Genomic DNA, 23,966 nt, shown 5'->3' on the forward strand with positions numbered 1-23,966 from the left:
CACCGGAGCACCGGCCGCGTTGAGCATTCGGCGGTTCAGCCCCAGCGTGCAGGTAAGACACGCGATGCGTTCGATCGGTCTTCGGAAAGGCTACATTCTGCGCCTTATCGCGTCGGCGGCGGATGAAGCTTCCGCACGAAGCGCATCGGCCATGACCGTGATCTGCGAACGTTTAACGACCCTTCGAAAGTAGGTTACACCGATAGTGGCAACGACGTGCCCGGGCTCGACCACGATTGGCACCGCCAATGAATTCGTGAAAGGATCGGCCCTCGAAAGTCGACTTGCATATCCTGCCTTGCGCGTCATTCGCAGCGCTTTGCGCCACTGATAGTTGGTGCTGACGATCTTGTCTTCTTCGAAGTCGCGCTCCAGTGCGAGCCTCAGGAGCAGGGTTCTTTCGCGGCTGCTGCAGAATGCCATGTAAGCGAGCCCGTGAGCCCGACTGATCAGGGAGGCGCGCTTGTGCAGCGTGCTTCGCACATGTGCCAGCGGACTAAGCGGAATCGAGGAGTATTGGACAACCATCGCATTGTGCTCGAGCGTCGCCGCGGCAAAGGGCCAGAGATATTCCTTAGTCAGGGCGTCCACGGCAGGCTTCACGATCTCGACGATCAGTGATTTGCTGTGATAGCCCGCGCTGAGCGCCTTGACCTTGGAGGTGAGCGAATATCCGCCCCGCCGCGAAACATGTTCAAAATAACCTTCCGCGCAAAGCGTTTCGAGGATGCGTACGACGCTGCTGGGCGGGATCGCGCATTCGTCGCTGATCCGTTGCACCGTGATCAATTCAAGCCGGTTGGCGCATTCCAGCACCGCAAGCGTTCGCTGCACCAGGCTCACATCCGCGTAGCTGCGCCGCTTCGAAGAGCTGGGAGACTCTTCGTCGGTTTCCTGTGGCTGAGGGGTTACCAGCGGCATGGGAAAACAGCTTATGTGGCCTGCCATTTTTCAACAATCCTCATATCCGGGTCACAACCCAGTCCTGGGCCGGCGGGAACAACCGTATGTCCGTTAGCGGCCACGGGCATCGTGGGGAAGGGAGATTCTTCCAGCTCGATATAGAGGCGTTCCACCGGAATTTCCGGCTGTAGCGATGCGACGATGTGCAGGTTGGCGAGATAACCGGAACCCATATATCCGCAATGGGGGATCGCTTCGACGCCATACTTATCCGCCATCGTCAGTATTTTGAGCATTTCGGTGATGCCGCCAACCTTGCAGACGCTGGGTTGCAGGACATCCACCGCCTTGGCGGCGAGGAGCCGTTCAAAATCGTCGACGGATGCCGTGTTCTCTCCGGCGGAAATCGGCGTCCCGGCCCCGCGCAGGCGCGCAAGCCCGGCATAGTCGTCCGGCGGCCATACGGGTTCCTCTATCCATCGCAGGTTCAGGTCGCGGACCGCCGCAAGCACTTCCTTCGACTGTTCGACGCTCCACGGGCAGTTCGTATCGACCGCCAACGCGGTCGGTTCGCCGAGGCTGCGCCGCGCCAGCCGTATCCGTTCAAGGGTGATCTCATGCAGCTTGACGGTTCCATAGCCTTCGCCCAGCGCGCTGGAACAGGTTTTCTCCAAGGCCTCGTCCGACGAACACCGCAGGAAACTTGCATAGACCGGCAATTCATGCCGCCTCTTCCCGAGAAGGTCGGACACTGATTTGCCCTCTCGTTTACCGCGGAGGTCCCACAGGGCGATGTCGATGCCGGAAATCGCGTAGACTGCCGGTCCGCTGAGCCCAAACAAATGGATCTTGCGGCGGACGCTCTCCATCAGTGTGCCGATGTCGCGCGCGTCTTCGCCCACCAGCAGCGGCGCCACCAAACTGTCGATCATGGATTTTGTCGCGACCGCGCCGGCGTGGCCAAAGGCTTCGCCCCATCCCGTCAACCCATCCGTGGTCCTGATTCGGACCAGCAGCATCGCAAGCGCATTCGACGGCCGGCCGGCAATATAATGAAAACCTCCGCTCGTCCGATACGGCAGGGAAAGCATGAAACTGTCGACGGTTTCGATCTTCAAGTCGTCCTCCTCATGGTTCCGCTTCCTTCTATCACGGGCGTGCGCGGCGGATCGGATTGCCGATTTGAGTTTCAGTGGTCGAAATTGGAGCGCAAGTCGTTTGCGTCTGGAGGGTCTCTTTGCTGAATTCGGGCATCAACAAGCTCCAAGCGGGCGTTTGCCTGGCAAATCATTGGCGGCATCAGGCAGATTCAACGCGGCCAATATTCGTGCCGCGCCGTCAATAACGAGAAAGGTGCGGGATTTGAAAATCGCAAGTGTGAAAGCAGCGGGAGCCGATATCCTGGTTACCGAGGGCCCTGACGGTCGGATTGCAAGTCTCGCGGACGCCCTGAAGGCTTTCACGGGCGCTTCGCCGGCCTGGAGCGGCGACATGGTGTCGTTGATCGAGGCAGGCCCGGCTGCTCTGCAAGACCTGGCACAGGTCCACGACGCCTTCTCGGCCAATCCCGATGCGATACCGGCGATAGCTCCGGAGGCCATTCAGTGGCACCCGCCAGTCCGCAGGCCGTCAAAAATCTGTTGCCTCGCGCTCAACAACAGCGCCAATTCGGATCGGATCCTCTCGGGGCCGAACCATCCGGCGATCTTCGTGAAAGGCGCGAACGCTTTGGTAGGGCACGGCGAATCGATTCTGGTCAAGGAGCATTACGGACGTGTCCACCCCGAGCCGGAACTGGCGCTGGTTATCGGCAAGACGGCAAAGGACATTCGCGCCGCCGAGGCAATGGATTACGTCTTCGGCTATACAATCCACAACGACATCACATCTCCCACCATGCGGGCCGAGGATACGTTTCACTATCGTGCGATCCATCCGCGCAAGGACGACGATACGGTGATCGAATATGTCGACACCTTCGTATCCTATTCGGGACGCTACAAATGCAGCGACACGTTCTCCCCCATGGGGCCTTGGATCGTCTTGCGAACCCAGGTGCCTGATCCGCACGCGCTTTCGGTTAGATGCGACCATAAGGGCGAGCTCGTCACGGAAGACAGCACCCGCAACCTTACCCACAAAATCCCCGAAGTCCTGGAGTTCATCTCCGGCTACATGACGATGGTGCCGGGTGACATCGTCTCAATGGGAACCGCGCTCCAGCGCGCGAACGGAACCGGTAGGGCTGTGCAGAATGTCGATCTGCGCACACTGGGGGGGCCGGTTTCCGTCTCCATCGAAAAAATCGGGACTCTCTCTAACACCGTAATAGCGATCGGCTAGAATGACTGCCATGGACTTTCGCAACCTGCTCTTGCTGCGGCTCGAAATCGAAGCCCTGAACTCGGAGTTCGCCTACCTGATCGACCACGATCAGTCCGAAAGGGTCGCGGACCTGTTTACCGTCGATGGCGTCTATGGCCGTTCGACGGGAGGCCGCAGCGTCGGCAGAGAGGCAATCCGCAACAGCTACAGTCTCCGCAAGGACAATGGGCCGCGCACGGCGAGACACATCTTTAGCAATCTGCGCTTGACGCCTCTCGATGATGGCCGCGTGGGTGGATCATGCGTCCTGACACTCTTTGCCAAAGACGGCCTGCCGCCGCATCCCGCCGACCCGATGGTCGTGGCCGACTACGACGACATTTACGAATGCGGGGACGACGGGCGCTGGCGTTTCAAGGAGCGCATTATAACCTGGATTTTCGTGCGCGAGGGCGCGTCGTCTCCACTTGCCTTGGGTGCCGGGCAGGAGAAGCGCTGATGTCCCCTCGCAGCCATCCCGCCGCGCCCGGCGAAACTTGCGACTACCTGATCATCGGTGGCGGTTCTGCCGGTTGTACCTTGGCTTCCCGGCTCTCCGAGGATCCGAACGTCTCGGTCGTGCTGGTGGAGGCCGGCAAGAACGTGACCCGTGAGACCGCGTCCGACGACGTGCTTTCCAACTATCCGGGCAAAGCATATTTCAATCCGGACTACACATGGCCCGGATTGAAGGCGCGCCTGGGCGGCGGCCGGCGAAACGATCCCGAAGCCGGGCGCATCGCCCGCTACGAGCAGTCGCGGCTTTTGGGTGGCGGCTCGACGATCAATGGTCTCTGCGCCAACAGGGGCGCGCCATCCGACTATGATGAATGGGAGCGCCTCGGGGCGGGCGGATGGGATTGGGAGTCCGTTCTGCCCTATTTCCGCAAGCTCGAACGCGACCTGAATTTCCACGACGACCTGCACGGTGCCGATGGCCCGGTGGCGATCAGCCGCTTTCCCACGGATGACTGGACAGGCTTCGTCCGGGCTGTGACGGGCGAACTCGGCCGGCAAGGCTACGGGCTGGTCGATGACCAGAACGGCGCCTGGCGCGACGGCTACATGCCGGTGGCGACTTCAGTCGATGAAAACGGGCAGCGCGTTTCCTGCGCCTATGCGTATCTGACGCCGAGCGTGCGTGCGCGATCCAATTTGTCGGTGCTGACGGAGACGATGGTCGAACGGATCATGTTCGACGGCAAGGAAGCCACGGGCGCCGTCCTGCGGGACGGCCAAGGCCGGCATCACACCGTTGCCGCGCGCGAAACCGTGTTGAGTTGCGGAACCATACACAGCCCCGCAATGCTTTTGCGTAGCGGCATCGGGCCGGCGAGCGAAGTTGCCGCGCTGGGCTTGAAGGGCATCGCCGATCGTCGTGGCGTCGGGCGCAACCTGATTGAGCACCCGGTCATCTCGGTGTCGTGTCTGCTCGACCGCTCCGCCCGCATGCACAATCCCTTTCGCCATCATACCCAAGCCCATCTCAGATATTCGTCCGGGCTGGAGGATTGTCCCGACGGCGATATGAGCCTCGCCATAATTGCCCGCTCCGGCTGGCACGCGATGGGATATCGGATCGGCACGCTCTATGTGTGGGTCAACAAATCCTATTCCCAGGGAAGCGTGCGATTGGCCAGCGGCAGCGTCGAGGCTGAGCCGATCGTTGATTTCAGGATGCTTTCTGACGATCGCGACATGCAAAGGTTGAGAGAGGCATTCCGCTTCGTGGCGGCGCTGGCACAATCCGAAACCGTCTCGGGCATTTCCAGCATAGCCTTCCCCGCCAATTATTCCGACCGGGTCCGGCATTTCTCCGTGCCGGGTATGCGCAACCAGGCGGTGATGCAGATCTTTGCCTCGATGCTTGACGCCCTTCCGGCCATGCGGCCGTGGCTTGTCAGGAAATTCGTGACCGAGGGGGCGACGCTTGCGGAAATCCTTTCCGACGACACGGTCCTCGACAACTATCTGACCGAGTGCGTGACGGGGGTCTGGCATCCGGTGGGCACCTGCCGGATGGGCAGGCAGGACGATCCGCTGGCGGTGACGGACAACAGTGGCCGTGTCTACGGCGTTGGAAGGCTCCGCGTATGCGATGCATCTGTGATGCCGTCCATCCCCCGCGCCAACACGAATATACCGACGATCATGGTCGCCGAACGCATGGCGGATCTGATCAAGAAGGAACGCGCGTCCAATACGGTTCCTAGCGAAGCTTCGGCCGCGTGATATGGGAAAACGATGATGCTTGTGGAAGCCACGACCGCATTCCTGCTGGTCATCGACGTCCAGGAGCGGCTGCTTCCGGCGGTCGCAAACAATGTCGCGGTGGAACGCAACTGCGCCGTGCTCTTGAAGGCGGCAAGCGAAATGGAGGTTCCCGCGGTCGTTTCGGAGCAGTATCCCAGAGGGCTTGGAAAGACGGTTCCGGCTCTCGCGGAGCTTGTCGGTCACGATGCCATCTTTGCCAAGGTGGAATTCTCCTGTGCCCGCGACCCGGGCCTCATGGCGCATATCGAGGGTTTGGGGCGGAAGCAGGCGATCCTGTGCGGCCTGGAAGCTCACATCTGCGTTCTCCAGACCGCGCTGGAACTCAAACGTCGAGGCTTCGAGGTGTTCGTTGCGGTGGACGCCACCGGCTCGCGGGCCGATTCCAGCAAGGAGATCGCCCGCGACAGGATGAATGCTGCGGGTATAGCGATTGTCACGGCCGAAATGGTCGTGTTCGAGATGATGAAGACGGCCGCCGCGCCGCAATTCAAGCTCCTCAGCAAACTGATCCAGTAGTGCTGGGGAAGCGCTGCGCCGCAAACCAAGGACTGACAGATTATGGGTGAAACGGTTCAACTTTATATCGATGGCATGTGGCGCGACGGCGCGACGCGCGAGACTACCGATTTCTGGGATCCGGCAACCGGCGCCACGGCGGGAGCGGTGGCCGTGGCGACCTCCAAGGATCTCGAAGAAGCTTGCAGCGCCGCTGACAAAGGCTTCCGGCTGTGGCGGGCGAAATCGGCCGTCGAACGCAGCGCCCTTCTTCGAAAGGCATCGGCGCTGATCCGTGAGCGAAGCGCCGTCATAGCGCCTCTTCTGACCCGAGAGCAGGGCAAGCCCCTCGCACAGGCAAGGCAGGAGGTGGAATCTTCCGCCGACATCTTCGAATGGTTCGCAGAGGAGGGGCGCAGGGTCTATGGCAGGATCATTCCGTCTCGGGCTCCGGATGTAAGGCTCTCCGTCACGCGCGAGCCGGTCGGTCCGGTGGCATCGTTCAGCCCGTGGAACTTTCCTCTCGCGCAGGCTGCCCGCAAGATCGGCGCAGCGCTTGCCAGCGGCTGTTCCGTGATCCTGAAGGGACCGGAAGAAGCCCCCGAAGCGCTTGCCCGGATCGTCGGCGCCCTGCATGACGCGGGTATTCCCGCCGGCGTCCTCAATCTGGTCTATGGCGTGCCGAGCGAAATATCGTCGTTTCTCATCCCCCATCCAGCCATCCGTAAGATTTCCTTCACGGGATCGACCGTCGTCGGCAAGCAACTCGCCGCCATGGCCGGTGCGCACATGAAACGCGCCACGATGGAACTGGGCGGACATTCGCCCACGCTCGTGTTCGAGGACGCCAATCTCGAGCGTGCCGCCGACCTGCTCACGGCGTTCAAGTTCCGGAATGCCGGCCAGGTCTGCACCTCGCCCGCGCGCATCCTGATCCAGGACAAGGTATACGGTGAGTTCAAGTCCAAGCTCGTCGAGCGCGCGGCCCGGCTGAAGACCGGCAATGGCTCCGACCCCGGCACGGACATGGGGCCTTTGGCCAATCCCCGGCGCGTGCAGGCGATGGAGGCTTTCGTGCAGGACGCCACGGACCGTAATGCTTCCGTCGCCACAGGCGGCCGCCGAATCGGCAACCAGGGAAATTTCTTCGAGCCGACGATCCTGGAGGACGTTCCGCAGCCGGCAAGGATCATGAACGAGGAGCCCTTTGGTCCGATCATGACGCTGCAGCGCTTCGCCGATTTCGACAGCATGGTCGAAGAGGCGAACAGGCTTCCCTATGGACTGGCCGCCTATGCCTACACGCGTTCCGCACGCACGGCAGCCATGGTGAGCGATGCGATGGAGAGCGGGATGGTTTCGATCAACCATCATGGCCTCGGTCTTCCGGAGACGCCGTTCGGCGGCGTGAAGGACAGCGGCTACGGCTCCGAGGGCGGCTCGGAAGCGATGGAGCCGTATCTGGTTTCCAAATTCGTTACCCACTCCTTGGCGGACTGACCACCCGATGGTGATCACAGGCTTCGAGGTTCTGCTGCTCGGCCTGCCGGTCAATGAGCCTCTCGCGGGCGGACCATCCAGGCCGAACGCGAGCAGGCCCACGGTATTGCTTCTGCTGCGTACCGACGAAGGCGTGGAGGGTATCGGTTTCACCTTCCTTGGCGCGGGCCTTTCTCGCGCATTGAAAGTGGCCGTGGAGGACATGGCGGAAATGTGCCTCGGGCATGACCCGCTTGATCCTGCGCCACTATTCGAAAAGATCAGCGCACTGGCGGGTGGCTCTGGCCCAGCGGGTATTTTCACGCTTGCTCAGGCGGCGCTCGATATCGCTTTGTGGGATATCAAGGGCAAGGTGGCGGGACAGCCGCTATGGCGATTGCTTGGGGCGAAGGGCACACCGGTGCCGGCCTATGCCAGCGGAGCCATGATGCGAGATTTCGATCTCGACATAGTCCTGCGGGCATGCCGTCGCCTAACCGACGACGGCCACCGGCAGGTCAAGATGCAGCTTGCCCTGCCTGGCGCTTACGATCGGGACAGGGAGGTGGATCGAATTCGTCGGGTTCGAGAGGCGCTCGGCGAGGATGTCGAACTGATGTGCGACGTCAACCAGCGCTGGACTATCCAGCAGGCGATCGAAATGGGCCATGCGATGGCTGAATTCAACCTTTGCTGGCTCGAGGATCCGATTGCCCATGACGACCTGCGCGGGCAGGTGGCGGTGAACGGCGGGCAGCCCGTCCCGGTCGCGACCGGCGAATTCATCTATCGGCTCAACGGCTTCGACCAACTTCTGAATACCGCGCCGCCGGATTACGTGATGATCGATCCGTTTCGCGCAGGGGGAATAACGCCGTGGCTCGCCATCGCGGAACTGGCGCAGGTTCACGGCAAGCCGGTCGTGAGCCACCTCGCGCCCGAGGTGCAACTTCATCTCGTCGCTGCGATTCCAAACGGCCGGACGGTGGAATACATGCCATGGTCCATCGCCATGTTCCGGGAAGTCCCCTGGCCGCGAGATGGATATCTGCACCTGGGAGAAGCGCCCGGGCTCGGTCTGGACATCGATGTCACCGCTGTCAAACGATATCGTTTGTAAGGTCGCGACGGATATGTGCGTGAGCTTGTTCTTTCCCCTCGGGTTCGAGTATGCGGAGGAAACATGCGTATTTGGCTCGTAACGGGGGCCAGCAAGGGGCTTGGCTCAGCTATCGCCCGTGCCGCGCTCGCTCGTGGAGACCGGGTGGCGCTAACGGGACGCAAAATGTCCCCGGCAGACCCGGTATTTGCTGAATTTCCAGACACGGCATTGCCTGTGGCGCTTGATGTCAGCAACTCCGAAAGCATTCGTGCAGCCGTTCGCAAGGTGGAACAATGGGCGGGCCGCATCGACATATTGGTGAACAATGCGGGGCAGGGAATTCACGGCGCGATCGAGGAGACGTCCGACACGAGCCTGCGCGCCCTGTTCGACGTCAATTTCTTCGGAGTCGCTACGCTGATACGCGAAGTGCTGCCTTCGATGCGCGAGCGCGGCAGTGGGTTCATCATCAACATTGGCTCTGTGGCCGGATTTGTCTCAAATCCCGGAACTGGCGCGTATTGCGCCACCAAGTTTGCGCTGGAAGGCTTAACGGAAGCACTCCGCAAGGAGGTCGCCAGCATGGGCATCAGGGTGTCTATGGTCGCGCCGGGCGGAATGCGCACCGGTTTCAACGGTCCTTCGATCTGGCAGGCGGATGTCCGGATGGAGGCCTATCAGGCGACCGCCGGCGCACGCACGGACGAACTTGGGCGCAATGCCGCCCGCAGGGGCAGCGACGTACGCGCCGTGGCAGCGGCCGTATGGAACCTGGCGAGCGAGGCGGATCCGCCCTTGCACCTTATCCTCGGCGCGGATGCCATCGAGCGGATCGACGAGAAGCTGTCGCTCCTGCGATCGCAACTGGCGAAGGCCAACCCCCTGACGGAAGATTTCAGTGACAACAGCAGCGACGCGTCCTCTTGTGGCACGGTCGATCCCGGAGTTGAAAATGAGCACACTTGACGTCCTGTTGGCAAAGGATGCCATCCGCGAAGCGATGGCGAAATACTGCCATAACCTCGATGCCTGCAATTTCGCTGGAGTCGCCTCCCTGTTCGCCGAGGATGGCTTATGGGAAACCGATTATGGCGCCGCGACGGGGCGAGGCGAGATCGAAGCCTTCCTGGCGACGGTCGTTCCAACGAAGGGAAACGGCCCCCAGCGCAAGCACTACATCTGCAACACCGCGATCGAGGTGGCGGGCAAGGAGGCATCCGCCGTTTCCGATTATCTCATCGTCAGGGAATCGGAAGCCGGACTGATCCCGGTGATGGGCGGCACCTACAAAGACAGTTTCAAGGAAGTCGGCGGCCAATGGCTGTTCAGCAGGAAATTCCTCATCCACGACATTGCAGGCGACATGGGGCTGCTGAACAAGCGCTGACCTCAATTGGGTCGGTCGCCCGGACGCACAGAAGTCGCGAAGCCATTTGAGCCGTGCCTGTCTTGCGCCTTCCGTCCTAGGCATAGAGCAATGGCGAGCACGTTTGTGCCCGAAGATGCGCTGGAGCGCATCGGCGCCGTGCAAATCGCGCCAGATCCGAAACTCCCTCACTCGGTCCTAGACATCTGGCCGGCCCCAGGCGATGGCCGAATTCATATCCGAGCAAAGTGAGCGGCGCGGTCTTTTCAGAACCGGGACAAGGAACGCCGCGCCGGTGCCGGTGGGCTATTTCCAAATCTGGTTGAATGCAGGCCAATTTCATTGTCCGGAATTCGGCGAATTCAAGCGCGCGGGCAAAGGCCGCTGCTTGATATGATTTTCACATCAGACTGAAGAGCGCCTTGGCGCACTTTCACCATCGGGAGGGGTGGAATGTCGATAATATCCAAGAATTCGATCCACAAAACCGTGACGCGCCGACAGTTTTTGAGAAACTCGGCAGCGGTGGGCATCGGTTTGGCCGCGCCAAGTCTACTGACGACCCGCTCTCGGGCCGCTGAATCTCTTGTCTATATCGGATATGGCGGTTCGACACAGGACGTAATCAACAAGGTATTCATCGAATCGTTCACCAAGGAAACCGGCATCGAAATCATCTCCAATCCCGGCGCAGACCTGGCCAAGTTGAAGGCGCAGGTGCAGACCGGAAATATCGAATGGGACCTAGTCAATCTTATCGGGCCGCAGGCGTCGGCAGCCGGCAATGACGGGCTGCTGGAGGAGATCGATTATGCGGTTGTCCACAAGAACGGGCCGCTTGAGCGGGGCCAGTCCAAATTCTTCAACACCTATTATTTTTCCCGGGGCGGCATAGGCTTCAATCCCGAGAAATTCCCCGCCGGCAGGCATCCGACCGGTTGGGCGGAATTCTGGGACATTGAACGTTTTCCCGGCAGGCGGGGACTGCGCTCGCGGCCCGAAGACAATTTGGAGATGGCCTTGATAGCGGATGGCGTCGCTCCGCGTGATGTCTATCCCATCGATGTCGATCGCGCGTTCGCGTCGCTCGACAAGATCAAGCAGAGCGTTGCGCACTGGATCGCGGAAACGCCCCAGACCGTGTCACTCCTGCAGAACAACGAGGTGGATTTCGTATTCACCTACAGTTCACGCATCGAGGCCGCGCAGAAGCAGGGGTCTTCGGTCGATTTTGCCTACGGGCCGAACTTCCTGACGCCGGGAACGCACGTAATCCCCAAGGGGACAAAGAAGCGCGACATCGCCATGCAGCTTATGGGGCATTTCCTGCGGCCCGACCTGCAAGCCGAATTCTGCAATCAGACCGGTTCCACTCCTATAAATCCGGGCGCGGTTCCGCTCATGAAGGCGGAGGTTCAAGCCAATCAGCCGAAATTCGACGATCCAGAAGTCATGTTCGTGGATGTTGACTGGTGGGCCCAGAATTACGTCGAGACGAGCCGTCGCTTTCTCGAGTGGCGCTTGACGTGACGTTCACATCCACCCGGTCGGTGACGGCGTTCGCGTGAGTGCGGCCGAATGATCATATTTGTCCTTCCCATCGCGGCATTCTTTGTCGTTTTCTTCCTGCTGCCGCTCGGGATGGTCGTTCTGGCCAGTCTGTTCGATCCGGTCGTGACCGGGTCGAACTACCAGGAACTGTTCACATCGCTGCTCTACGTGCGAGTTCTGCGTTCGACCCTTGAGATCAGCGGCCTGTCGACGATCGTGACGCTTCTGATCGCCTACCCGGTGGCCTATCATCTCTACAAGCAGCCGCCGCGGCGACGTACAATGCTGATGACGTTGGTTCTGCTGCCGTTCTGGACCAGCATCCTCGTCAAGAGCTTCGCCTTCACCGTGCTGCTAGGGCAGGACGGCGTCATCAATACCATTGCCCGCGCCCTGTTCGGCCCCGAGACTGGATTGAAGCTGCTCTTCAACCGACCGGGGGTCATCATAGGTATGGCGCACTACCTGCTGCCCTTCATGATCTTCGCCATACTGACCAGCCTGATGGCCCAGAATCCGGACTTACGAAGAGCGGCCGAAGTGATGGGAGCGGGCCGGCTGAAGATATTTCGCAGCATCACGCTGCCGCTCAGCCTGCCGGGCGTCGGCGCCGGCTGTCTCATCTGTATCGTCCTGTCGCTGGGGATGTTCGTGACGCCGGCGCTGCTTGGCGGGCCGAAAGACATGATGCTGGCCAATCTGGTGGAGATGCATATCCGGCAGACGCTGGACTGGGGCCTGGCTGCCGCCCTTACCGTGATGCTGATCGTCATGACGGCGGCATTGAGCGCTCTCATTTCGCGTATCAGAGGCGGGGGGCTGGGAACTCATGGCTGATCGACTTCCCGGCGCCGCATCACTCGCGGAACGCCTCCTTCCACGTATTGGAATCGCGGCGGCCATTTTCGGCTACGTGTTTCTCGTCCTGCCGAGCCTGATCGTCATTCCGATGTCGTTCGGCACAGGAGGCGAACTCGTATTCCCGCCCCGTTCGTATTCGCTCGAACTCTACCGGCAGTATTTCCAGGAATCGACCTGGATGGCTGTCACCGCGCAAAGCGTGAAGGTCGGCCTGGCGACCATGGCCGCGTCGCTAGGATTGGGATTTTCCGCCGCGTACGGGATCACCAGGGCCGATTTCACAGGCAAGGGGCCGCTGACGATCCTGCTGCTCAGCCCGATGTTCATGCCGCACATCGCCGTTGCGCTCGCGATGTATCTCTACCTGTCACAGCTCGGCTTGGTCGGCACCACTTTCGGACTTGTCGCGGCCCATACCGTGGTTACGGTTCCCTTCGTCATAGTCACCGCCTTCACCGGCCTTCGCTACGTGGACCGCAACCTTGAACTGGCCGCGCAAACGATGGGAGCGGGCAGACTGCGCATCATCTGGAAAGTCGTGCTGCCGCTGGTCATGCCCTCGCTTGTCGTGGCAGGCCTGTTCGCCTTCCTTCTGTCGTTCGATGAGGTCGTTATTTCCTACTTCATCTCGAGCGTTCAATCGGAAACGCTGCCGGTGAAGATGTACAGCAGCATCCATTGGGAGATTTCTCCGGTTCTCGCAGCGATTTCGAGTCTGCTGACTGTCCTGTCGTTCGGCGCGTGCGTCGCGATGTCCTTGCTGCAAAGGAATGACCGATGACGGAAGCGATGGTCCGGCTGGACGCCGTCGGGAAAGACTATGGCGCCGTGCGGGCGCTGTCTCCCACGTCCCTGGAGATTGCCAAGGGTGAATTCCTGACGCTGCTCGGACCGAGCGGTTCCGGCAAGACCACAATCCTCAACCTGATATCGGGATCGATCGCCGCTTCAGCGGGGACGATCTGGATAGGAGGGCGCAACGTCACCGGATTGCGGCCCAACCAGCGCGAACTTGGCATGGTGTTCCAGAACTATGCGCTGATGCCGCATATGACCGTGTTCGAGAATATCGCCTTTCCTCTCCGGGTGAGGAGATGCTCCGAGACGGAAATAAGGAAAAAGGTGGACGAAGTTCTCGATGTGATTGGGTTGGGCGGCTACGGGGCGCGCAAGCCGAAGGAACTGTCCGGCGGTCAGCAGCAGCGCATCGCCATTGCCAGGTGCCTCGTCTACAATCCGGATCTGATCCTGATGGACGAGCCGCTCGGCGCGCTCGACAAGAAGCTTCGCGATCAGTTGCAGCTCGAAATCAAACGCATCCACCGGACACTGGGCGTCACTCTGCTCTATGTCACGCATGACCAGAGCGAGGCGTTGGTCCTGTCCGACCGCATCTGTCTGATGAACGGGGGCGAGGTGGAGCAGATCGGGACCCCTGATGATCTGTATTTCAGGCCGCGGACCGTCTTCGCCGCCGATTTCCTCGGAGAATCCAACATTCTCGACGTGTCTGTCGTCTCCAGTGGAACAGAGGCGAAGCTGTCTACCCGGAGCGGCTTCCAGATAGCGGGCGTTGCGACGTCCTTGTCCGCGCCCACGGCCAAGATCATGATCCGCCCGGAATCCTTCGCCGTCGCAACGGATGGCGAACAGGGGCCGAATACCGTTACCGGCGCGGTGGAAGATGTTACCCTTACGGGTGGTGTCGTCGATATCCAGGTTCGCCTGGGCGATGGCGAGACGGTTAATGTGCGGCGACTGACGACCAGGGCTTTCCGAGCGATGGAGCGTGGCCGGTCCATCACGCTCAGCGTCAAGCCAAGCGACGTGATGGTGCTGGAGTGATCGACCGGGATCTCCGGCACGTATTGTGCGAGGAGCAATGCCCGTCGCACAATTTTTCGGCAAGGTAAGACTAACTATGGACAGTTCGCGACGAGCGCGGCTGCTACCCGCCCTGATGTTTCCGCCCCACGAAACCGGTACTGTATTCAGAAGAACCTGTGCACCTGAACGGCGAAGGTCGCGACTTCGGGAGCTTCCCGTTCGAGCCGGGCCGCATTCGCGACGACTGACCTATCGTCGCGAACCCATAGCTCCGCCAGGGCGCTCACCCCGAAACCGATGAATGGGACGGCACTGCTGGGGGCGGCTCCCTGCTCGAGGATAGTATGCGAGATCGAGCCGAGGACGCCATCGAGCTCGGCGATGACGTCCGGCAGGGCGAAGACTCCCCTGTCCCCCGGGACCAGAAGAAGCTGCTTGATCGCGGTTTCGGTTCCGGCCGGCGCCTGCGCCCCACCATCGTCGCTGATCACCCGCGCGACGGCACCGATGAAAAAAAGGGAATCCTTGTTGCAAGCCGCCATTTCGGGCGAGCCATGCGACAAGCGACGGCTTTCCGGGCTGTCGAAGGCAAGCACGGGAAATCCATCGACGCGGAGCCGGCGCGCCGCTTCATTCGTTCCGGGCGCGTCGGCAACTACATGGTTCTGGTCGTATTTGCGCGCGCCGGGCAATTTCGCCGTCAATGGTCCATGAGGATCGAGCCAATGGCTTTTAAACGCGGCGGGCGAAATGTCCTCCCGGCGGCGGATTAAGCTGGTGGATATAATCATTTCCAGGCTTTCGGAAGATTTCTCAACGGCTTGCGGTAAATTTCAGTTACCTGGCAGCCGCCGCCGCCAGATCGTCGAAGAACGGGTCCGCCGCCACCGCCGGTATTTTCAGGAAGTCATCGTGCCATTCGGCCAGCGCCTGACGCCCCGTGCGCCAGTCGAGCGTGCCAAAACGAAAATCCGAGTAGGACAGGGCCGTGCCGATGGCTGCGTGGCCGATCGAGAACGGCGTCGCGATCAGGTCGGGCACCTCTTCGTTCATCCGGTCCAGGACGTTTTGATGTTTGGTCTCCAGCGCGGCGACGAATTCAGGTGACTTCAAGGCGCCCGGCCGGTTCCGCTCCGTGAACCAGGCCAGAAGCAGGTCGATCGTGCCGTGGCCCAGCGCCAAGCGGCGCAACGCCTCCACGCGCGCCTTTCCTCGCTCGGGAAAGAGACGCGGCCCTTGATGGCAGCCGTCCAGATATTCGCAGATGACACGTGAATCATAGATCGCGCTGGCATCGTCGAGAACCAGTGTCGGAATCTTGGCCAGTGGGTTGTCCCGCATCAGATCCGGCAACGGTCGGTAGATGTCGACGACCGTGTTCATCAATTCGATGCGCTGAGCCAGACCCGCCCAATGGATCGCAACCATGACAAGACGTACATATGGAGAGCGGTGGGAATAATAGAGTTTCATCGGTCGCATCCTTGATCGGGCTAGGCTTGGCTCAACACGCGACGCTTTAAGAAGCCGTCGATCGCTTCGGCGATTTCCTCAGGTGTCTCGACCGTCTGGTGATGGCTCGTCTCGATGGTGACGAACTCGACGTCCGGGATGGAACGCATGACGTTGCGCACATATTCGGGGGAGCGGAACACATCTAGCGTGCCGCCGATACCAAGTGCCGGGCATCGCACGGCCTCGACGTAGTGGGCGATGTCCATGTCGATCAACAATTCGTAGTGAGCGACGAAGCTGTGAGGGTCGTTGCCGAGCCAGCGCGCCCGGAAGGCGCGGAATCGTTCGGGATCGCGCTCGCGCAACACTGGCGGGTATCCGCTTGCCATCGCACCGTCGACGATAGATTGCATCCCGTCACGCAATACGTTCTGGAGCATGGCACGCCGGCTGGGCCGATCTTCCGGCTTCATGTCGATCGCCGGACTCATCACGACGACTGCCGACGTCCGTTCCGGAAAACGCGCGGCGAACGCGAAGGCCGTCGCCGCGCCCAGGGCGCATGCCGCGAGCGCCACCGGCTCCCTCAAGCCGAGCGCATCGAGGAGCGCCAGGAGATCGTCGCTCAGCAATTCGACCGACAGTTCGCCGCCTACCTTCGCCGACAGGCCGCAGCCACGCGTATCGTAGCGGAGAACCCTGAACCTCTGCGCAAACCGTGGCGCGACCAGATCCCAGTTTTCGATCATGCCTCCCATCTCATGGATCATCACCAGGATGGGGCCGCTCGCGCCATGCAGGTCGTAGCGCAGCGATGTGCCGTTGACCTCGATATAGTCCATTTCCGTCCTCCCAGGCTGTGAAGCCCCATAATCACTATTCCGCGGGATGCGGCTTTGTCCGTGCGAGCGGCGCGGTACGCTCGATCGGAAGGCAGAGCAGGATGACGATCGCGACGCAGCCGAGCCCGGCCAAAGCCAGCAGCCCGCCTTCGAAACTCCCGGTCAGCGTCTTGACGTAGCCGACGATGTAAGGCCCGGTGAACCCGGCCACGTTTGCGATGGAATTGATGGCCGCTATGCCCGCGGCCAGGGCCGGTCCGCGCAGGAAGGTGTTCGGTATGGCCCAGAACGGGCCGAGATAGGCAAACATGCCGAAGCCGGCGATCGATATGGCGATGATCTTTAGAACGGGGTCCGACAGCATAGTGGAAACGATCAGGCTGATGACGGCCACCGCGATGGCGATCGCAGTGTGTATCTTACGCTCGCCACGAGTATCCGAACGCCGTCCCCACCAGATCATGCCAACGGCGCCCACGACATAGGGCAGGGCTGCGACGAAGCCGGTCGCAAGGGCGGACAGGCCGAAGCCGGATATGATCTGCGGCAGAAAAAAGCTGACGCCGTAATTCGTGATGACTGCTCCGAAGCACACGAGACCGAGGGCCAGGACCCTGGGGCTTTTGAGAGTCGCGGCGATGCTGTGGTGGCCGCCGGCGTCCTCCTTGTTCTCGGCGTCCATGCGCGCCTGCAGCCAGTTGCGCTGGTCCGGCTCAAGCCATCCCGCTTCCGCGGGCCTGTCGGTCAGATACCAGAAGACAATCACCGACAGCACGATCGCGGGCACCGCTTCGATGACGAACAGCCATTGCCAGCCGGTAAATCCGAGCATGCCGTCCATTCCAAGAATTATCCCAGAGAGAGGAGCTCCAATCACTGTCGAGAGCGGAATGGCCACCATGAAATAGCTGGAGATGCGCCCACGATACCCGGCAGGGAACCAGAGAGACAGATAGAAGACGACCCCCGGGAAAAAGCCGGCTTCGGCAATGCCGAGCAAAGCCCGCAAGATGTAGAAACTGGTCTCGCCGGTCACGAATGCCATGGCGCCCGAGACCAGGCCCCAGGTCAGCATGATCCGCGCGATCCAGCGCCTCGCGCCCACCTTTTCCAGTATGATGTTGGAAGGCACCTCGAACAGGGTGTAGGTGATGAAGAATATCCCGGCGCCGAAACCATAGGCGGCTGCCGAGAGGCCGAGGTCAGCGTTCATTCTTATCGCGGCGAAACTGACATTGACGCGATCGAGATATGCGATGAGATACGCTGTGATCAGCAGCGGAACCAGGCGCCACGTCACACGCGCCATCGTGGCTTGTTCCTGTTCCATGCCTTCCTCCCGGTGTCGCACCGTTCATCCCGCCGGCTACGTGATCTTCGCGGAGTCAAGCCATGCCACCGCCAAGATCGCAGCGTTGGGCTTCTGCCCTGAAGCACGGCCAGCTTGTTTGAAGTGCCAGGGCGAATGCTTGCACGGCTATCTTGAGCGGACAATAAATCTTGCCGGTAATTTCAATGGATGAAAGGGCGCGAGCACAAGCGATCCCTGTCGCCACAAACGGCAAGCGCGGTTTGCTTTGATCCACATCCCTCAATCGCCGAACAGTTCGAAATCTGGTTCTGTTGCAACGTTTTGAATACCGGCACTGTGGCAAGGAGAGCCTCTGACATTTTCGGGGGATTGAATGTTCAAGGGCCGGCAGTTTGACCAATCGGTGATCCTGCTTTGCGTGCGCTGATACCTGGCCTACAGTCTCAGCCTGCGTGGTCTGGAAGAGATGACGGCCGAGCGGGGTATTGTCGTCGATCACACGACCATTCACCGCTGGACCATCCGTTACGCACAGCTATTGTTGGAGCGTTTCAACCGCGTTATCAACTTAACTCGGGTTCAGGGATTTGCGGCTTAGATCGATGGCATGAACACCGCGAACATCAGCTACAAGCGCCATCGTTTCCCGCCGCAGATCATGATTCCGAAGCTGCAGAGGCGATGCGAAACTTGGTCGACACCGTTACCGTTTCTCGAGATTCGTCGAGGCTCGGTGGAATTCAGGTGGAAATCGCAGGACGCCTCACCAAACTCCTCGGTGAGGCCGCTTTTCCCAACGGCGTCAAAGGAGTGTGGGGAAAGGTGGTAGCGGGAGAGGGACTTGAACCCCCGACCCCAGGATTATGATTCCCGTGCTCTAACCAACTGAGCTACCCCGCCAGGGCGGCGAAAGGCCCGAAATCCGCCTTAAATCGCAAGGCATTTCGAGGCGTTCGCCAAGGTCGCGCGGATATAAGGTTGGGAGGGTGAGCCTGTCAAGCTTCGAACCGCTCGGCCAGAGCGCTTATTCTCTCGGCTGAAAAGCTTTGCCGCGCCGATAATTGGTTGCAGCCGCCGGGGTTGAGTTCGAAGAGGCACGTCGCTATGTCTCGGCCACGAGTTTTTAGAGTTTGAGAACAGATGAAGCCGCGCATTGCAGTCCTCGGTTGCGGATACTGGGGCTCCAACCACATCCGCACCCTCAAGGCGCTCGGCGCGCTGCACGCGGTCTCCGATGCCAACCGTGCCCGTGCCGAAGGCTTTGCCAGCGAACAGGACTGCCTCGCGATCGAACCGGACCAGTTGTTCGTCCGCGATGACATCGACGCCATCGTCATGGCGCTGCCGCCGCAATTTCATGCCGAGATGGCGGTGCGCGCCACCGAAAGCGGCAAGGACGTGCTGGTGGAGAAGCCGATCGCGTTGACGGTTGCCGATGCCGAGCGCTCGGTGCAGGCGGCGAAGGACAAGGGCCGCGTCTTCATGGTCGGCCACGTCTTGCGCTTCCATCCCGCGTTCGAGACGCTGAAGGGGCTGATCGACAAGGGCGAGCTCGGCGAGGTCCGCTACATCCATTCGCACCGGCTCGGCCTCGGCAAATTCCACACCGAGAACGATGCTCTATGGGATCTGGCGCCGCATGACCTGTCGATGATCCTGGCCATCACCGGCACCGAGCCGATCGAGGTGCGCGGCGAAGGAGCGGCGCTGCTCGACAATCTCAGCGACTTCGCCCATCTGCACATGCGCTTTCCCAACGGCTTGCGCAGCCATCTCTTTGCCTCGCGGCTAAACCCTTACCGGGAGCGGCGGCTGACCGTGGTCGGCACCAAGGCGATGGCTGTCTTCGACGATGTCGAACCATGGGAGCGTAAGCTCGCCGTCTATCGCCACGCGGTCTGGCAGGATAGCGGCCAATGGGCATTCACCACCAATGAGCCCTCCTATGTCGCGGTTGGCCAAGGCATGCCGCTGACTCGCGAACTCGAGCACTTCATCCATTGCATCGAAACGCGGGCCGAACCGCGCACCAGCGGCGAGGAGGCAATCCGGGTGCTGCGCATCCTGACCGCAGGTACGGTCACGCACACCAAATCCAATCCCTGAAGAAGGCCGGGCCGCGTCGCGGCGGAGAGATCGTTGCCTACTCGGCGGGAACCTGCGCCGGTGACGCGGCAAGCCGGCTCAACATCGCCTCGGCCTCGGCGCCGCGCTCGGAGCGTTCGATGAAGCCGCCGCCGAACACGCGGGCCTCGTTGCCGTCGTCGGAATAGAGCACGCAAGCCTGTCCAGGCGCGATACCGGACTCGCCATCGGCCAATTCGACCGATGTGACGCCCGCCTCGTGACGCAGCATCGCCGGGCGTGGCGGCCTTGTCGAGCGGACCTTGGCGAACAGTTCCAGCCCGCCGGCGGGCATGTCGGCCAGCGCGCCGTCACCAAGCCAGTTCATGTTGCGCAGGTAGATCTTGTGCGTCTCCAGCGCCTCGCGCGGCCCGACCACGACACGGGCGCGCTCGGCGTCGAGATGGACGACATAGAGCGGCTCGCCGGAGGCCACGCCGATGCCGCGGCGCTGGCCGATCGTGTAGCGCAGAATGCCTTCGTGGCGGCCGAGCACCCGGCCGTCGATATGAACGATGTCACCCGGATTCGCGGCCGTCGGCTTCAGCTTGGCAATGATGTCGGAATATTTGCCCTGGGGCACGAAGCAGATGTCCTGGCTGTCCTGCTTGGCGGCTACCGTCAGGCCCATCTCCTCGGCAATGGCGCGAACCTGCGGCTTCGACAGGCCGCCGAGCGGAAAGCGTAGATAGTCGATCTGCGCCTGCGTGGTGGCGAAGAGGAAATAGCTCTGGTCGCGATCGGCGTCAACCGGCCTGTAGAGCGCGCGATGGGCGCCATTGGCGCCGGAGCGGATGTAGTGGCCTGTGGCCAGCGCATCGGCGCCGAGATCCTTGGCGGTCGCCAGCAGGTCGGCGAACTTCACCGTCTGGTTGCAGGAAACGCAAGGGATCGGCGTTTCGCCGGCGACATAGCTCTCGGCGAAAGGATCGATGACCGCCTTGCGGAAGCGCTCTTCGTAGTCGAGCACATAATGCGGAATGCCGAGCGTCTCGGAAACGCGGCGGGCGTCGTCGATATCCTGTCCGGCACAGCAGGAGCCGGCCCGGTGCGTCGCGGCGCCATGATCGTAAAGCTGCAAGGTGACGCCGACGACATCATAGCCTTCGCGCTTCAAGAGACCCGCGACGACGGACGAATCGACGCCGCCCGACATGGCGACGACGATACGGGTGTTTTCGGGACGTCCGGGGAGATCGAGGCTGTTCATGGTTCTTTCGTTCTGCGCGGCGCTTGCATGCCAATGACGCGAATATAGGTCAAGCTTGGCGGCTGCGCCAGCTTGGGGCACCGATCGGCGGGCGGCTGCCGGCCCGGTGCACATGCAGATTTTTCGACCGAATCCGGGGCTTCCCGGCAGATATTTCAAATGCTTGCGAAAAGGCTAACGCGGCGTTCATGATCATTACCTAGCTGTTAGGGTCTGCTTAGGCAATTTTTAAAGCTGTGGCGGTAACGTGGCGGGGATTGGGTCTTTGAGTTTTTTGTAGAGAGTACGATGACCGATCTGGTTAGACCGCGAGTCAAATATGTTATCGGGCCGGACGGCAGCCCTCTCACAATTGCCGATCTGCCGCCGACGAATACACGTCGCTGGGTTATCCGGCGCAAGGCGGAAGTGGTTGCGGCGGTGCGCGGCGGGCTTTTGAGCCTCGAGGAGGCATGCCAGCGCTACAAGCTGACCACCGAGGAGTTCCTGTCCTGGCAGGCCTCGATCGACGAATACGGCCTCGCCGGGCTGCGCACGACGCGCATCCAGCAATACCGGCACTGACGGTCGAGGATCTGCAAAAAGGCGCGAAGTTCGCGCCCTTTTGGTTTTTTAACAGCATCTGCATCCGTTTCAGACCGTCAGCACCACCTTGCCGACCGGCTTGCTGGCGAGGAAAGCGTGAGCGGCGCCGGCCTGTTCGAGCGGGAAGGTCTTTGCCACGTGCACGGTAAGCTTTCCCGCATCGACGAGCCTGCCAAGTTCCAGAAGGCCTTCGCGGTCGGGAACAACGGACATGCGTTCGACGCGGATGCTTCGAGCCTTGGCGTCCGCCCTGGTCTTGTCGCTGACGTCGAGCAGTGACACCAGCACGCCGCCGTCCCTGAGCACCTTCAACGATTGATGGGCGTGCTCGCCGCCCACCGTCTCGAGCACCAGGTCGATGTCCTTCGCCTTGTCGGTAAAATCATCCTTGGTGTAGTCGATGACTTCGTCGGCGCCGAGCTTGCGGACGAAATCCAACTTTTCCGTGCTGGCGGTGGCGGCAACCCAGGCGCCGCCCGCCTTGGCGACCTGCACCGCCAGATGGCCGACGCCGCCGGCCCCGGCATGGACCAGCACGCGTTGGCCGGCTTTCAGCGCGCCGTGACGCACGAGGCCTTGCCAGGCGGTGAGGCCGGCCAGCGGCAATGCGCCTGCCTGGATGTAATCGGCGTGCGCGGGCTTGCGCGCGATTTCATCGGCGGGCACGGCGGCCAGTTCAGCATAAGCTGCCGCCTGCTTTGGGAAACGCGGCATGCCGAACACCGCGTCACCTGGATTGAGGCCGCTGACACCAGGCCCCAGCGCCTCGACGGTTCCCGAAAGGTCCCAGCCGAGGATGAAGGGTGGTTCGCCGAGCAGCGGGTAATAGCCGGCGCGCACAGCGCCATCGACCGGATTGATGCCGGCCGCCTTGATGCGGACCAGCACTTCGCCGGCGTTGGGCGAGGGCGCCGGGCGCTCGGCGATGACGAGGACATCGGGTCCGCCGACGGAATTCTGGATAATGGCACGCATAAGATTTCTCCTGATTGACCGGCCCCACTATCATTTGGAGAGTAATAGTCTCTTGTCTAGTATGTACCTTTTTGATATATACTCTCCGTATGGATAGCGATCTCGACTCCCCCTTCGGCTATGATGCGTTCCGGCGGACCTGTCCTTCGCACACGGTGCTGGAGACGCTGGCCAGCAAGTGGGTCTACTTGGTTGTCTGTGCGCTGCGCAAAGGCCGGCAGCGTAATGGCGAGCTTGCCCGCAAGCTCGAAGGCGTCACGCCGAAGATGCTGACGCAGACGTTGCGCGTGCTCGAGCGCGACGGCCTAGTGCGGCGCGAGGTGTTTGCGGTCGTCCCGCCTCGGGTGGAATATGAGTTGACCGAACTTGGCCAGAGTCTGGCGGGATTGCTCAACCAGATCAGATCCTGGTCGGAACAACACGTTCCCGACATCAAGGAGGCCCGGGCGCGGGCTGCGGCCGTGAATGAAGGGGAGTGGGCCGCTTAGCGCTCGTTCAATGCGTTGCGCGCCCGCTTGGACGTGCTCAAAGACGCGTATATCGGGCGATTCAGCCGATCATCGCGCTGCGACCGCCTGTTTCGGCCTCGCGAATCTTGGTGTCGCGCGATTCGAGCATCTCCGCCTTGGAAAGCTCCGCTTCAGCTTCGCCGAGTAATGATTCGGCGGCGCTTCGCTGCTGGGCGAGGTCGCCTTGCGAATTTCTGAGGTTGTCGCGGCGCAAACGGGCCGCCTTGGCGAAGGTCGGATAGGCGAAATGATTGATGTCGGTGATACCGGCCTTCTTTTCCTCGGCGCTGATCTGAAGCTCCAGCTCGGCGGCCATGCGTTCGAATTCGGCGATCATCATGTCGAGCTGCAGCAGTTGCCGCCGCTTCTCATTCACCTGAAACTGTTTCAGCCGAACGAGGTTTTCACGTGACTTCATGATTCGGTACTCCCGGAAACGCACACCTGCACATATCGTCCAAACCACTTGGAAAGGCCCAAGCGCTGCCCGTGTCCACCGGCTTTCCCCGCCCTATGGGAAACAAAACCCTAAAGTTTTTTGCCGGCGGTAACCATTCGTTTACGGGCATTGTTAATCATACGGGTCAGGACTTAAGGCCGGGTAAAAATCCGGCGGGCGACATGGAAGCGATGTCGATGAGTCCCTGGAGTCACTTAGTCCAGGTTTTTAATGTGTTGCATTAGCGGTTTGGTCCTGTGATTCATTATTAAATTCAAGAGGGTGTAGAAAGT

Annotated in this window: 24 protein-coding genes, 1 tRNA gene and 1 pseudogene; 16 read left to right on the forward strand and 10 right to left on the reverse strand. The window is 61.1% G+C overall.

All coding sequences use genetic code 11. The features are described from left to right. Window positions 1-90: 90 nt before the first annotated feature. Together FJ964_RS07400 and FJ964_RS07405 are read right to left on the reverse strand one after the other, a co-directional pair. The gene (locus tag FJ964_RS07400) at window positions 91-948 is read right to left on the reverse strand and encodes a helix-turn-helix domain-containing protein (protein WP_140549777.1); all 858 of its coding nucleotides are present in this window, start codon (window positions 946-948) and stop codon (window positions 91-93) included. After that, a complete protein-coding gene (locus FJ964_RS07405) occupies window positions 933-2,021 on the reverse strand; it encodes a mandelate racemase/muconate lactonizing enzyme family protein (RefSeq protein WP_140549778.1) in 1,089 nt (362 codons plus the stop codon). The genes FJ964_RS07400 and FJ964_RS07405 overlap by 16 nt, the downstream gene beginning before the upstream one ends. On the opposite strand from FJ964_RS07405, the gene FJ964_RS07410 reads away from it, so the two are divergent. The 12 genes from FJ964_RS07410 to FJ964_RS07465 all read left to right on the forward strand — a co-directional run bounded on the left by FJ964_RS07410 (window position 1,993) and on the right by FJ964_RS07465 (window position 14,240). Then, window positions 1,993-3,246: a fumarylacetoacetate hydrolase family protein gene (locus FJ964_RS07410; protein ID WP_140549779.1), complete on the forward strand. Its 1,254-nt coding sequence runs from the start codon at window positions 1,993-1,995 to the stop codon at window positions 3,244-3,246. The genes FJ964_RS07405 and FJ964_RS07410 overlap by 29 nt on opposite strands. Window positions 3,247-3,256: 10 nt before the next feature. Then, window positions 3,257-3,727 (forward strand): nuclear transport factor 2 family protein, encoded by a 471-nt coding sequence (locus tag FJ964_RS07415; protein WP_181172391.1) that lies wholly within the window; start codon window positions 3,257-3,259, stop codon window positions 3,725-3,727. Further along, window positions 3,727-5,499 (forward strand): GMC family oxidoreductase N-terminal domain-containing protein, encoded by a 1,773-nt coding sequence (locus FJ964_RS07420; RefSeq protein ID WP_140549781.1) that lies wholly within the window; start codon window positions 3,727-3,729, stop codon window positions 5,497-5,499. Before FJ964_RS07415 ends, FJ964_RS07420 begins: the two co-directional genes overlap by 1 nt. 15 nt (window positions 5,500-5,514) lie before the next feature. Beyond that, window positions 5,515-6,057 carry a hydrolase gene (locus FJ964_RS07425; RefSeq protein WP_210243362.1) on the forward strand — a complete coding sequence of 181 codons (543 nt, stop codon included), beginning with the start codon at window positions 5,515-5,517 and terminating at the stop codon, window positions 6,055-6,057. A 42-nt stretch (window positions 6,058-6,099) separates the two neighbouring features. Beyond that, window positions 6,100-7,536: an NAD-dependent succinate-semialdehyde dehydrogenase gene (locus FJ964_RS07430; protein ID WP_140549783.1), complete on the forward strand. Its 1,437-nt coding sequence runs from the start codon at window positions 6,100-6,102 to the stop codon at window positions 7,534-7,536. Window positions 7,537-7,543: 7 nt separating this feature from the next. Then, window positions 7,544-8,635 (forward strand): mandelate racemase/muconate lactonizing enzyme family protein, encoded by a 1,092-nt coding sequence (locus tag FJ964_RS07435; protein ID WP_140549784.1) that lies wholly within the window; start codon window positions 7,544-7,546, stop codon window positions 8,633-8,635. 63 nt (window positions 8,636-8,698) lie between these two features. After that, on the forward strand, window positions 8,699-9,583 hold the full coding sequence (locus tag FJ964_RS07440) for an SDR family NAD(P)-dependent oxidoreductase (RefSeq protein WP_140549785.1): 885 nt from the start codon (window positions 8,699-8,701) through the stop codon (window positions 9,581-9,583). Further along, on the forward strand, window positions 9,570-10,004 hold the full coding sequence (locus FJ964_RS07445; RefSeq protein ID WP_140518043.1) for a nuclear transport factor 2 family protein: 435 nt from the start codon (window positions 9,570-9,572) through the stop codon (window positions 10,002-10,004). The genes FJ964_RS07440 and FJ964_RS07445 overlap by 14 nt, the downstream gene beginning before the upstream one ends. A gap of 432 nt (window positions 10,005-10,436) precedes the next feature. Next, window positions 10,437-11,513 carry an ABC transporter substrate-binding protein gene (locus FJ964_RS07450; RefSeq protein ID WP_140549786.1) on the forward strand — a complete coding sequence of 359 codons (1,077 nt, stop codon included), beginning with the start codon at window positions 10,437-10,439 and terminating at the stop codon, window positions 11,511-11,513. 48 nt (window positions 11,514-11,561) lie between these two features. Further along, the gene (locus FJ964_RS07455) at window positions 11,562-12,371 is read left to right on the forward strand and encodes an ABC transporter permease (protein WP_140549787.1); all 810 of its coding nucleotides are present in this window, start codon (window positions 11,562-11,564) and stop codon (window positions 12,369-12,371) included. Beyond that, complete coding sequence (locus FJ964_RS07460) at window positions 12,364-13,176, forward strand: ABC transporter permease (protein ID WP_140549788.1); 813 nt, start codon at window positions 12,364-12,366, stop codon at window positions 13,174-13,176. The genes FJ964_RS07455 and FJ964_RS07460 overlap by 8 nt, the downstream gene beginning before the upstream one ends. Then, window positions 13,173-14,240, forward strand: a complete 1,068-nt coding sequence (locus tag FJ964_RS07465) for an ABC transporter ATP-binding protein (RefSeq protein ID WP_140549789.1) — start codon at window positions 13,173-13,175, stop codon at window positions 14,238-14,240. The genes FJ964_RS07460 and FJ964_RS07465 overlap by 4 nt, the downstream gene beginning before the upstream one ends. A 146-nt stretch (window positions 14,241-14,386) precedes the next feature. On the opposite strand, the gene FJ964_RS07470 is transcribed toward FJ964_RS07465, so the two are convergent. The 4 genes from FJ964_RS07470 to FJ964_RS07485 are packed head-to-tail and all read right to left on the reverse strand — an operon-like array spanning window position 14,387 to window position 17,849. Further along, window positions 14,387-15,013 (reverse strand): EthD family reductase, encoded by a 627-nt coding sequence (locus FJ964_RS07470; RefSeq protein ID WP_140549790.1) that lies wholly within the window; start codon window positions 15,011-15,013, stop codon window positions 14,387-14,389. A gap of 46 nt (window positions 15,014-15,059) precedes the next feature. Next, complete coding sequence (locus FJ964_RS07475) at window positions 15,060-15,695, reverse strand: glutathione S-transferase (RefSeq protein ID WP_140549791.1); 636 nt, start codon at window positions 15,693-15,695, stop codon at window positions 15,060-15,062. A gap of 20 nt (window positions 15,696-15,715) precedes the next feature. Further along, entirely contained in the window at window positions 15,716-16,519 is an 804-nt protein-coding gene (locus FJ964_RS07480) for an alpha/beta hydrolase (protein ID WP_140549792.1), read from the reverse strand. 34 nt (window positions 16,520-16,553) lie between these two features. Then, window positions 16,554-17,849 carry an MFS transporter gene (locus FJ964_RS07485; protein ID WP_140549793.1) on the reverse strand — a complete coding sequence of 432 codons (1,296 nt, stop codon included), beginning with the start codon at window positions 17,847-17,849 and terminating at the stop codon, window positions 16,554-16,556. 412 nt (window positions 17,850-18,261) lie between these two features. On the opposite strand from FJ964_RS07485, the pseudogene FJ964_RS31300 reads away from it, so the two are divergent. Next, window positions 18,262-18,357: pseudogene (locus FJ964_RS31300) on the forward strand (IS6 family transposase); the annotation flags it as partial. Between the two features lie 297 nt (window positions 18,358-18,654). Here the strand turns inward: FJ964_RS31300 and FJ964_RS07500 are convergent. Then, window positions 18,655-18,731 (reverse strand) — tRNA-Met (locus tag FJ964_RS07500). A 240-nt stretch (window positions 18,732-18,971) separates the two neighbouring features. Between FJ964_RS07500 and FJ964_RS07505 the strand changes: the two genes are divergently transcribed. Next, window positions 18,972-19,937, forward strand: a complete 966-nt coding sequence (locus tag FJ964_RS07505) for a Gfo/Idh/MocA family oxidoreductase (RefSeq protein WP_140549794.1) — start codon at window positions 18,972-18,974, stop codon at window positions 19,935-19,937. 37 nt (window positions 19,938-19,974) lie between these two features. On the opposite strand, the gene mnmA is transcribed toward FJ964_RS07505, so the two are convergent. Beyond that, complete coding sequence (gene mnmA / locus FJ964_RS07510; protein ID WP_140549795.1) at window positions 19,975-21,165, reverse strand: tRNA 2-thiouridine(34) synthase MnmA; 1,191 nt, start codon at window positions 21,163-21,165, stop codon at window positions 19,975-19,977. A 288-nt stretch (window positions 21,166-21,453) separates the two neighbouring features. Between mnmA and FJ964_RS07515 the strand changes: the two genes are divergently transcribed. After that, entirely contained in the window at window positions 21,454-21,729 is a 276-nt protein-coding gene (locus tag FJ964_RS07515; RefSeq protein ID WP_006203587.1) for a DUF1153 domain-containing protein, read from the forward strand. Between the two features lie 69 nt (window positions 21,730-21,798). On the opposite strand, the gene FJ964_RS07520 is transcribed toward FJ964_RS07515, so the two are convergent. After that, on the reverse strand, window positions 21,799-22,725 hold the full coding sequence (locus FJ964_RS07520; protein WP_140549796.1) for an NADP-dependent oxidoreductase: 927 nt from the start codon (window positions 22,723-22,725) through the stop codon (window positions 21,799-21,801). Between the two features lie 89 nt (window positions 22,726-22,814). Here FJ964_RS07520 and FJ964_RS07525 point away from each other — a divergent pair, with 89 nt between their 5' ends. Further along, the gene (locus tag FJ964_RS07525) at window positions 22,815-23,213 is read left to right on the forward strand and encodes a helix-turn-helix domain-containing protein (RefSeq protein ID WP_140549797.1); all 399 of its coding nucleotides are present in this window, start codon (window positions 22,815-22,817) and stop codon (window positions 23,211-23,213) included. A 61-nt stretch (window positions 23,214-23,274) separates the two neighbouring features. Here the strand turns inward: FJ964_RS07525 and FJ964_RS07530 are convergent, their stop codons facing one another. Then, entirely contained in the window at window positions 23,275-23,652 is a 378-nt protein-coding gene (locus FJ964_RS07530; protein ID WP_140496101.1) for a flagellar export protein FliJ, read from the reverse strand. Window positions 23,653-23,966: the final 314 nt, after the last annotated feature.

The sequence above is a fragment of the Mesorhizobium sp. B2-3-2 genome (assembly GCF_006442295.1).
Classification (GTDB): Bacteria; Pseudomonadota; Alphaproteobacteria; order Rhizobiales; family Rhizobiaceae; genus Mesorhizobium.

Bases quoted from the DNA above. Each gene is read 5' to 3' on its own strand.
- FJ964_RS07420 (WP_140549781.1), top strand. From the start codon at position 3,727: ATGTCCCCTCGCAGCCATCCCGCCGCGCCCGGCGAAACTTGCGACTAC.
- FJ964_RS07435 (WP_140549784.1), top strand. From the start codon at position 7,544: ATGGTGATCACAGGCTTCGAGGTTCTGCTGCTCGGCCTGCCGGTCAAT.
- FJ964_RS07440 (WP_140549785.1), top strand. From the start codon at position 8,699: ATGCGTATTTGGCTCGTAACGGGGGCCAGCAAGGGGCTTGGCTCAGCT.
- FJ964_RS07460 (WP_140549788.1), top strand. From the start codon at position 12,364: ATGGCTGATCGACTTCCCGGCGCCGCATCACTCGCGGAACGCCTCCTT.
- FJ964_RS07430 (WP_140549783.1), top strand. From the start codon at position 6,100: ATGGGTGAAACGGTTCAACTTTATATCGATGGCATGTGGCGCGACGGC.
- FJ964_RS07530 (WP_140496101.1), bottom strand. From the start codon at position 23,652: ATGAAGTCACGTGAAAACCTCGTTCGGCTGAAACAGTTTCAGGTGAAT.
- FJ964_RS07450 (WP_140549786.1), top strand. From the start codon at position 10,437: ATGTCGATAATATCCAAGAATTCGATCCACAAAACCGTGACGCGCCGA.
- FJ964_RS07400 (WP_140549777.1), bottom strand. From the start codon at position 948: ATGGCAGGCCACATAAGCTGTTTTCCCATGCCGCTGGTAACCCCTCAG.
- mnmA (WP_140549795.1), bottom strand. From the start codon at position 21,165: ATGAACAGCCTCGATCTCCCCGGACGTCCCGAAAACACCCGTATCGTC.
- FJ964_RS07470 (WP_140549790.1), bottom strand. From the start codon at position 15,013: ATGATTATATCCACCAGCTTAATCCGCCGCCGGGAGGACATTTCGCCC.
- FJ964_RS07485 (WP_140549793.1), bottom strand. From the start codon at position 17,849: ATGGAACAGGAACAAGCCACGATGGCGCGTGTGACGTGGCGCCTGGTT.
- FJ964_RS07425 (WP_210243362.1), top strand. From the start codon at position 5,515: ATGCTTGTGGAAGCCACGACCGCATTCCTGCTGGTCATCGACGTCCAG.
- FJ964_RS07455 (WP_140549787.1), top strand. From the start codon at position 11,562: ATGATCATATTTGTCCTTCCCATCGCGGCATTCTTTGTCGTTTTCTTC.
- FJ964_RS07465 (WP_140549789.1), top strand. From the start codon at position 13,173: ATGACGGAAGCGATGGTCCGGCTGGACGCCGTCGGGAAAGACTATGGC.
- FJ964_RS07520 (WP_140549796.1), bottom strand. From the start codon at position 22,725: ATGCGTGCCATTATCCAGAATTCCGTCGGCGGACCCGATGTCCTCGTC.
- FJ964_RS07475 (WP_140549791.1), bottom strand. From the start codon at position 15,695: ATGAAACTCTATTATTCCCACCGCTCTCCATATGTACGTCTTGTCATG.
- FJ964_RS07410 (WP_140549779.1), top strand. From the start codon at position 1,993: ATGAAACTGTCGACGGTTTCGATCTTCAAGTCGTCCTCCTCATGGTTC.
- FJ964_RS07445 (WP_140518043.1), top strand. From the start codon at position 9,570: ATGAGCACACTTGACGTCCTGTTGGCAAAGGATGCCATCCGCGAAGCG.
- FJ964_RS07525 (WP_140549797.1), top strand. From the start codon at position 22,815: ATGGATAGCGATCTCGACTCCCCCTTCGGCTATGATGCGTTCCGGCGG.
- FJ964_RS07415 (WP_181172391.1), top strand. From the start codon at position 3,257: ATGGACTTTCGCAACCTGCTCTTGCTGCGGCTCGAAATCGAAGCCCTG.
- FJ964_RS07515 (WP_006203587.1), top strand. From the start codon at position 21,454: ATGACCGATCTGGTTAGACCGCGAGTCAAATATGTTATCGGGCCGGAC.
- FJ964_RS07505 (WP_140549794.1), top strand. From the start codon at position 18,972: ATGAAGCCGCGCATTGCAGTCCTCGGTTGCGGATACTGGGGCTCCAAC.
- FJ964_RS07480 (WP_140549792.1), bottom strand. From the start codon at position 16,519: ATGGACTATATCGAGGTCAACGGCACATCGCTGCGCTACGACCTGCAT.